This is a genomic window from Flavobacterium stagni, from assembly GCF_004122105.1.
Classification (GTDB): Bacteria; Bacteroidota; Bacteroidia; order Flavobacteriales; family Flavobacteriaceae; genus Flavobacterium; species Flavobacterium stagni.
The window spans coordinates 1-6132 of the sequence record NZ_SBKN01000013.1 but is presented as its reverse complement, the minus strand read 5'-3'; the positions used below and the strand labels follow the sequence as shown (position 1 = coordinate 6132).

Annotated in this window: 8 protein-coding genes; all 8 read right to left on the bottom strand. The window is 32.6% G+C overall.

What is annotated here, in order from left to right; genetic code table 11:
- Window positions 1-237: 237 nt before the first annotated feature.
- A complete protein-coding gene (locus EQG61_RS13665; protein WP_129462511.1) occupies window positions 238-669 on the bottom strand; it encodes a hypothetical protein in 432 nt (143 codons plus the stop codon).
- 151 nt (window positions 670-820) lie between these two features.
- Window positions 821-1345: a hypothetical protein gene (locus EQG61_RS13660; protein ID WP_129462510.1), complete on the bottom strand. Its 525-nt coding sequence runs from the start codon at window positions 1343-1345 to the stop codon at window positions 821-823.
- Between the two features lie 165 nt (window positions 1346-1510).
- Window positions 1511-2245: a phospholipase D-like domain-containing protein gene (locus EQG61_RS13655; protein WP_129462509.1), complete on the bottom strand. Its 735-nt coding sequence runs from the start codon at window positions 2243-2245 to the stop codon at window positions 1511-1513.
- Window positions 2246-2417: 172 nt separating this feature from the next.
- The gene (locus EQG61_RS13650; RefSeq protein WP_129462508.1) at window positions 2418-2894 is read right to left on the bottom strand and encodes a hypothetical protein; all 477 of its coding nucleotides are present in this window, start codon (window positions 2892-2894) and stop codon (window positions 2418-2420) included.
- Between the two features lie 146 nt (window positions 2895-3040).
- Window positions 3041-3502, bottom strand: a complete 462-nt coding sequence (locus EQG61_RS13645; protein ID WP_129462507.1) for a DUF3592 domain-containing protein — start codon at window positions 3500-3502, stop codon at window positions 3041-3043.
- 149 nt (window positions 3503-3651) lie between these two features.
- A complete protein-coding gene (locus EQG61_RS13640; protein ID WP_129462506.1) occupies window positions 3652-4047 on the bottom strand; it encodes a hypothetical protein in 396 nt (131 codons plus the stop codon).
- A 698-nt stretch (window positions 4048-4745) separates the two neighbouring features.
- A complete protein-coding gene (locus EQG61_RS13635) occupies window positions 4746-5192 on the bottom strand; it encodes a CPCC family cysteine-rich protein (RefSeq protein WP_129462505.1) in 447 nt (148 codons plus the stop codon).
- Between the two features lie 175 nt (window positions 5193-5367).
- Complete coding sequence (locus EQG61_RS13630; RefSeq protein WP_129462504.1) at window positions 5368-5868, bottom strand: hypothetical protein; 501 nt, start codon at window positions 5866-5868, stop codon at window positions 5368-5370.
- Window positions 5869-6132: the final 264 nt, after the last annotated feature.

The following is a 6132-nucleotide window of genomic DNA, read 5'->3' as shown; positions in this document are numbered from 1 at the left end:
CTTGGTTCAGGGTCAATTTCTTTCACCCAAAACCAAATAATGATAAAGTCAATTATTGTAAGGAGAAATAATTTTGTAAATAACTTCATATGTCTTTTTTAGCAGATTTTTTAGCCTGACGCATAACGTTCCGCCGCTAGCCGACTGTGGCGGTCAAAGCGAAACGATTTTTCCTTACTAAGATAAACGTTTTTCGTGTAATCCAAACACCGAACTAGCACATACCAGCCATAGCGGCTAGCGGCTGTTAGCAGGCGTTTTTAATAAAGAGTTTATTTTTTCAAGTTTTTTTTCTGCGTTAATTCTATTCGGGATTTTAGCTAAAGTTAAGTTTTCATTTTCAGTTACAGCTTGTATTTCAAAATAATACTCTTGATTTTGAACTATTTTTGTTTCTATTATGTCTTCTACCAAAACTTCCTTTTCAATTTCATAAATATATAGTATACCTAAACATTTGCCAGCAACAAATTTTCCGTTATTATACTTCACACATTTTCCAATTCCAATGACTGATACTGATATCAGAATTGTTAGGATTTTTAAAGTCTGCTTCGCAAAATTTGAAATGTTAATGTCAGTTATAATTATTTCGCAAATAATGAAAATAACAATTAGTATTCCGACTTGCCACTGTGAATTAATATTTGATTGTTTGTCTATTAACATTTTTGTTCAATAGTTTACGGTTGTCCAAAATGCCTGCTAACGTTCCGCCGCTAGCCGACTGTGGCGGTCAAAGCGAAACGATTTTTCCTTACTAAGATAAATGTTTTTCGTATAAACAAAACACCAAACTAGCACTTACCAGCCATAGCGGCTAGCGGCTGTTAGTGGCAGTATTGGTTTTCAGTCCCTTTTCACATTCTTGTCGGATATTTTTCAACTGTGATTGATATGACTCCAGTTCAACACCACAATGGAAATTTGGCTGTTCCATTTTTTCAATACTATCTAAATATTGTAGCGCTAATTTAAAGTCTTTGTCTTTAACAGCAAACCAGCTAAGTCTAACGTAAGATTGTATAACATAATAACTCCAACTATTGATTTGTATTACTTCTTTGAAGCAACTTTTAGCTTCCTCTTTTTTGTCGGCTAAACAGCCTTTTGTGTATAAGTAAAAACTGAGGTTTTCAGATTTTGGGAACTTTTTAATCAACAAAGAAAATGAGTCATAAGTTTTCTGTCTAAGTTTTAAAGAGTCTGACTCATGCATTCCTTCTATATATTCCGCCATTTCAGAATCAGCTTTTGTTCTAAGTTCTGATTCAGTAAACTCATTGACCTGCGCATTTGTAAAAATGAAGTAAAAGAAAGTTAATATAAATGCAAATATTCTCATTACAGCAGATAATTTAATATTGCCACTAACGTTCCGCCGCTAGCCGACTGTGGCGGTCAAAGCGAAACGATTTTTCCTTACTAAGATAAATGTTTTTCGTGTAAACCAAACACCAATCGAGCACATACCAGCCATAGCGGCTAGCGGCTGTTATAGGCAGTCAAATTATGAATATATTTTTGGCCATTCTGATTCGATCTTTTTTCTGATCGTATCTTTTAAGCTTTCATCTTCAATTTTTGTAAACATAAAAGTTTTATTACCAGCATCTTTTATTGATGCACCAATATGGTAGAAATTTTGATTATCCAAAATTAAAAATCTATCATGAAAGTTTGAGGAAGTATTAATTTCTAAATTACCATATTGTTTATTGTATAAATCCTTTGCGCGTTCAAATTCAGCACCAATTGATTTTTTGTCTGTGAGTATTCTTAACTTAATTGTAGGCTCTTTTCCAGGAAAAAAAGCTAATGTATCCGAACTAACATATCCGTCAACTAAAACAATTGAAGTTTTTGCTTCTTTTACTATTTCTTTTATAGCTGAAAAAGCATCAAAGTATTGACCTTCAACAAAAAATTGCATAGCTGGTCTTTCTGTTAGTGAAATTCCATTATCGCTATCTACATATTCAGCATATTGTTGATCAATAGCGTAAATTACATTTTCCAAAGCTTGATTTTTTCCACAATTATCTGGATTATGACAATTTGGAGCATGCTCTTTATATTCTGTTTCTGCAATATCACGCAAATATGAAAGAAATCTCAATTTTTCACTATTTCGATTAATATATATAAGCTTCGAATTTAATTCGCTATCAATTTTTTCAAGTGAAAAACCGTGACTTTCCATATTGTAACTGAAACTTTCAGCCATTCTTCTAATCGGATCCATATTTTTTGCAGGATTTTGGATTGATTGCCTATAACGTTCCGCCGCTAGCCGACTGTGGCGTTCAAAGCGAAACGATTATTTCCTTACTAAGATAAATGTTTTTCGTGTAAACCAAACTTCAAACTAGCACTTACCAGCCATAGCGGCTAGCGGCTGTTATAACCAGTGCGATTTAATCCTTAACTAATATTTCAGCAATTATTTTTTTGGGGAAGCTATATTCAATTACACTTAGTTCATCAGTTTTTGCTTTTCCGTAACTGTCAATATACTTAACAAATAATTTTACTTTGATTGAGTCTATTAAAACTTCCTCAATTCTACACATTGTAATTCGGATTTTATAACCATCTATAAATTCAATAGATTCTAAATATTGTTCTGAAAACCAATTATTGTGTCCATCATCACTTCTGTGTTCTTTAAACTCAATTTTTTGGTTTTCAAGTTCGAGGAAAACTTTATCATTTAAATCTCTGTTATTTATATTTAAACCTCCGAATGAACGATTGTAAAAGTCTAAATGAACTATTTTTCCAATATATGAATTGTCAAGTTTAGAAACTTTTATATAATTAATATCTGAGCCATCTTGTGCTATCGCTTTTATAGAAAAAAATATTATTATTAAAATGATTGTCTTCTTCATTGCAGGATTTTCGCATTGGTTATAACGTTCCGCCGCTAGCCGACTGTGGCGGTCAAAGCGAAACGATTTTTCCTCACTAAGATAAATGTTTTTCGTGTAAACCAAACACCAAACTAGCACATACCAGCCATAGCGGCTAGCGGCTGTTATGCGGCGTTGTTGTTAAAAAGAAACAAATAAGTCAAAATATAGAATGCAAGCGGAACAATAACAGTCAATGGGTTTAGCTTCATGTCAATGATGGAATTTTTAGGATTCTCTGGATCATACGCAATTTCTATTTTTTGATTTTCATTGAAATTATACTTTTTCGCAAAACTCTTAAACGGTGTTATAATTTCGAAGTTTTTTGTCACGCAATTATTTTCATATTCTATGGAGTTTACCGTGTAGTTATATTTAATATTTTCTTTCCAGCCTTCATTGTCTGAGTCAGTTTTTGACCGAAACCATTTCACCTCATATTCAATGACTTTGGCTTGAGTAGTTCGCCATTTCTTAATTGTTACTGAATAGAAATAAATTGTTTTAAAAACAAAAAATATCCAAACGATAAAAGAGATAATAAAGATTATCAAAACAAAATTCATTATTTGGATTTCTCCCATTTTTACTTTAGTTGCAGTTAGTTAACAATGACGCATAACGTTTCGCCGCTAGCCGACTGTGGCGGTCAAAGCGAAACGATTATTTCTTACTAAGATAAACGTTTTTCGTGTAAACCAAACACCAAACTAGCACTTACAAGCCATAGCGGCTAGCGGCTGTTATGCGCAGATTGATTTTTTTGTTTTAAGCTTTTAAAAATATTCATTACAAACAAAATGACTGACAAACAATTCAAAATCGTAAGTAAACCAGCGTTTCTGTTTTCTAATAAAATTGCTGAAATAGAAACAACTATAACATGTCCGATTGAAATTTTCATATTTGTTTCTTTCTTACTAAGAGCTAAAATTCCATAAATTAATATGAAACTGTAAAATGTAATTAAGAAAATTATTGGACTGAAGTCAGTTATGTCAAAAGCCCATCCAACCGTTTTGTTTATTCCAAAGTGAATATAATTTTCGTTAAACAAATTGATAAAAACTAAAATTAGCAGTAAAACAATGACAATTCTTTTTTGAAACAAGTATTGGAGTATTTTCATTTTAGATAAAGTGTTGTTGGCAATTTGCGCATAACGTTTCGCCGCTAGCCGACTGTGGCGATCAAAGCGAAACGTTTTTTCCTTACTAAGATAAACGTTTTTCGTGTAAACCAAACACCAAACTAGCACATAGCAGCCATAGCGGCTAGCGGCTGTTAGCCGGCGTTATTTTTTTTAAATTTTGGTTAATCATTTCGGATAATTTTTTCAATTTTCACGGTTCAATTTATTCAATTTTCAACACTGCAATTGTCATTGTAATTAAAAAGAAAATAAGGAATGATGAACTAAGTATAGCCCAAATAATCTTTACTCTCAATGACATTTTGCTTTCATTTAGAATTAGAATTGTATTTGTAAATGACAAAGCAAGCAACAATAAAAACACTATAAAACAGAAGGTTTGACCGAAAGAATAAATCCTGTGAAAGTCTTTGCTATATCTAAAAGTTCCAGTAAACTTTCCAATTAGAAAATTACAGACAAATGCGATTAAAATTAGTATTGTATATTTTTTATAACGGTTCATCTTTTTTTGCATTTTCGGCTTATAATGACGGCTAACGTTCCGCCGCTAGCCGACTGTGGCGGTCAAAGCGAAACGATTTTTTCTTACTAAGATAAACGTTTTTCGTGTATTCCAAACTCCGAACTAGCACATACTAGCCATAGCGGCTAGCGGCTGTTATAGGCAGGCATTAAAATTTCAATAATTTCGCTTCAAAATCATTCAAAACTTTCTCCATTGTTACTTTAACTTTCACAATGTCTTTTTCATTTGATGTAATATAATGCTCTAACAACCTCAATTCACTTATTGATTCTGATTCTTTATTTTCAGTTTTAAACTTTTCAAATTCATTAAAAAAATTAATTCTGTAACTAGTTAATGAAGACTTACCATTAGGTCCGCCATAAACTGTATCAGCATCAAAATCATCTTGACCTTCATCTTCCCAAAAACAAATTGGACAAATTTGCCAACTGCATCTTTCGCTTAAGGTAAAATATCCACAGGCTGGACAAGTATTTGGAAGTCCAAATTCAATATCTCTTCTAAAATTACATCCTTTAATTTTCGGGAAAAGATTTTTGAAATATTCTCTTCTTTCAAGTAAGATTTTTAGTTTGGTTTGGTTTTCCATATTGTTTTTATACGAAATCTAGGTCGCTTGCCTATAACGTTCCGCCGCTAGCCGACTGTGGCGGTCAAAGCGAAACGATTATTTCTTACTAAGATAAACGTTTTTCGTGTAAACCAAACACCAAACTAGCACTTACAAGCCATAGCGGCTAGCGGCTGTTATGTGGCGTAGCGTTTTATTCGACCCTCCAATTCCCCAAAACCAAAGTTACAATTGCATGAGGCCAATGCTCAAAATTTTGCAAATTTGGCATTATTGGTAATATTGAAGTAGATCTCCACTCTTGGCGGTTTGGTGTAAACATCATAGCTTCATATTTTAAAGTTTTGGAAAACGGATTTTTAACCCACAATTCCGTGCTTATTTCTTTTCTGTTTTCAGAATTTTGAGTGAACTCAATAACAATTGTTCTTTCAGGAAAATTATTTTTCTCTACGACTTTCATTTTGCTTATTGAATCTGACTCAATTTCACATTCAACAAAAATCTTTTCTCCACAATAAATTTGAAGAATTTTATCCTTTACAAAATAAGGACCTTCTGGAATATCAGCTACGTATTGTTGAGTTTCATTAGCAGCAATCTCAAGTTTGAAATTATTTCGCTTTTGGACTTCATTTTGAGAAGTCATCGAAAAACTAATTGAAAGTAGTGAGGTTAAAATGATTTTCTTCATATAAATATTTTTAATCGGTTCTTTTTGGCTATGACACATAACGTTCCGCCGCTAGCCGACTGTGGCGGTCAAAGCGAAACGATTATTTCTTACTAAGATAAATGTTTTTCGTGTAAACCAAACGCCAAACTAGCACTTACCAGCCATAGCGGCTAGCGGCTGTTATGCGTTCGGGCTTTTATCTACACTATCGTTCAATTTTAGTCAATTTTATACTATCTGTTGAGTTTCTGAATCCAAATAAGTATTCATTTCTGATTTTAT

Coding starts and splice junctions, on each gene's coding strand:
- EQG61_RS13665 (WP_129462511.1), bottom strand. CDS start 669: ATGTTAATAGACAAACAATCAAATATTAATTCACAGTGGCAAGTCGGA.
- EQG61_RS13660 (WP_129462510.1), bottom strand. CDS start 1,345: ATGAGAATATTTGCATTTATATTAACTTTCTTTTACTTCATTTTTACA.
- EQG61_RS13655 (WP_129462509.1), bottom strand. CDS start 2,245: ATGGATCCGATTAGAAGAATGGCTGAAAGTTTCAGTTACAATATGGAA.
- EQG61_RS13650 (WP_129462508.1), bottom strand. CDS start 2,894: ATGAAGAAGACAATCATTTTAATAATAATATTTTTTTCTATAAAAGCG.
- EQG61_RS13645 (WP_129462507.1), bottom strand. CDS start 3,502: ATGGGAGAAATCCAAATAATGAATTTTGTTTTGATAATCTTTATTATC.
- EQG61_RS13640 (WP_129462506.1), bottom strand. CDS start 4,047: ATGAAAATACTCCAATACTTGTTTCAAAAAAGAATTGTCATTGTTTTA.
- EQG61_RS13635 (WP_129462505.1), bottom strand. CDS start 5,192: ATGGAAAACCAAACCAAACTAAAAATCTTACTTGAAAGAAGAGAATAT.
- EQG61_RS13630 (WP_129462504.1), bottom strand. CDS start 5,868: ATGAAGAAAATCATTTTAACCTCACTACTTTCAATTAGTTTTTCGATG.